Source organism: Pedobacter hiemivivus (genome assembly GCF_005144565.1).
Taxonomy (GTDB): domain Bacteria; phylum Bacteroidota; class Bacteroidia; order Sphingobacteriales; family Sphingobacteriaceae; genus Pedobacter; species Pedobacter hiemivivus.
The window spans coordinates 1-1,926 of the sequence record NZ_SWDX01000029.1; the positions used below are offsets into that span (position 1 = coordinate 1).

Genomic DNA, 1,926 nt, shown 5'->3' on the forward strand with positions numbered 1-1,926 from the left:
TGTGTGCGCCCGGCACGGGCGCAAGCTCTAGGGTGGAAGTCCCGAACGCGCCTTGATAGTGGGAAGCGTTAACCTAAGGCAAGGGTGTCCTCCGTGAGGAGGAATCTGAAGGAAGCCGGCGGTAAATCTCCGGCCTGACGAACAGGAAGCGAATCAGGCAGTTGGATGTGGGTGAGTTTGCACAACAAAACAAAGCCCTAAACTATCCGAAACATCCTGCTGTATATTCGACAGGTATATGGAGAGAAAGTTTGCGCTCTTACCCGGGGAGATCTGCCGGGCAGTTGCCGGAGGGGGATGCGCCTCCCGAAGGAACAAGGTTCTGTAGCAATACACAACTGGCCCCGCAGAAGTCAGCAGAGGCCATAGTACTTTTTTTTAGAAGGAAGGGCTGAACATTAAACGTCCGAGTAGTACTACCGGAAATGGGATTGTCGTAAAGAAAGCAGAAAACTCCGAATGGAGAGCTGGGCCTGTAAGGAATATGCTGGAAGCAGAAAAGTAGCAGGGAGCGCTGAGCGATGTCTTGAAAGAAAGCAGGAAACAAGGAAACAGAGGGGAAAAAAAAAAGCAATTCGACATGTTACTCGAAGAAATCATTAGTCAAAGCAACCTGCATCCGGCCTATGACCGGGTTGTGGGAAACAAAGGGGCTGCCGGAGTTGATCATATTGGTTTTTCAGACTTTTCCGAGCAGGTTAAAGCTGAATGGTCATTGATCAAAAGCCAACTGGAGGAAGGTAAATATCGGCCTAAAGCAGTCAAGCGGGTTAAGATTCCTAAGTCTAATGGAGGGGTCCGTTTATTAGGTATCCCTACTTACATGGATAGGCTGATTCAACAAGCTATCTCGCAGGTACTGGTTAAACTGTATGATCCTGATTTTTCGGAAAATAGCTATGGCTTTCGCGCCGAGAAGAATGCCCATCAGGCCTTGGAAAAGGCAAAGGAGTACATCCACGCAGGCTATAGCCATGTTGTAGACCTTGATCTGGAACAATTCTTTGACCGGGTAAACCATGACTACCTGATGAATGAACTAAGTAAGAACATCGCTGATAAGCGAGTGTTAAAACTCATTCATAGTATACTTCGGGCTGATATTGATGACGATGGGAAGATGGTGTGTTGTAAACAAGGCGTTCCACAAGGAGGTCCACTAAGCCCATTACTTTCTAATATTATTCTGGATAAACTGGATAAGGAACTAGAAAGGCGTGGGCATCGTTTTGTGCGGTATGCGGATGATTGTAGCATCTACGTGAAGAGTAAGCGGGCAGGAGATCGGGTGATGGAAAGTATCAGCGCCTACATTGAAAAGGAACTAAAACTCAAAGTCAATGTAGAGAAGAGTGTGGTGACCCGGCCATGGCGAACCCGATTACTAGGGTTTACTTTCTATCATAAGAAGGGCTCCAAGGGTATTACCGTACACCGGAAAAGCATTGTCATCTACAAGGATAAGATCCGTGGCATCACCTGTCGAAGGAAACCCTCTACGATGGAAGATCGGATGATGCAAATCAGACAATTGAACCAAGGTTGGGGAAATTACTTTAAGTTGAGTGATGCTAAAACGGTATTCGGAGAGTTGGATGAATGGGTTCGTAGTCGGGTTCGACTATGCTACTGGGTTCAATGGAAACAGGTAAAAACTCGTGTTAAGCAGCTTGAGAAACTAGGGGTAAAACCCTATCAAGCCTATCAATGGGGAAATACTCGTAAAGGCTATTGGAGAACGGTGCATAGTCCGATCCTGACCAGGACGCTTAACAACGCATTTTTAAAGAAACAAGGGCTACTAAGTCTTAAAGAAATAGTAGCCCCTAAAGCTGTTTATGTTTAATGAACCGCCGTATGCCGAACGGCACGTACGGTGGTGTGAGGGGACAGGTAATCAAATAATGATTACCTTCCTACTCGATT

The 1,926-nt window shown here is 46.4% G+C and carries 1 protein-coding gene; it reads left to right on the plus strand.

Features of this window, described 5'->3' with window-relative positions:
• Positions 1-580: 580 nt before the first annotated feature.
• Positions 581-1,846 (plus strand): group II intron reverse transcriptase/maturase, encoded by a 1,266-nt coding sequence (gene ltrA, locus FBD94_RS25835; protein ID WP_136882351.1) that lies wholly within the window; start codon positions 581-583, stop codon positions 1,844-1,846.
• The last annotated feature ends 80 nt before the right edge of the window (positions 1,847-1,926 follow it).

What these genes read in the sequence shown, in the direction of transcription:
- ltrA (WP_136882351.1), top strand. Translation starts at nt 581, where the DNA reads ATGTTACTCGAAGAAATCATTAGTCAAAGCAACCTGCATCCGGCCTAT.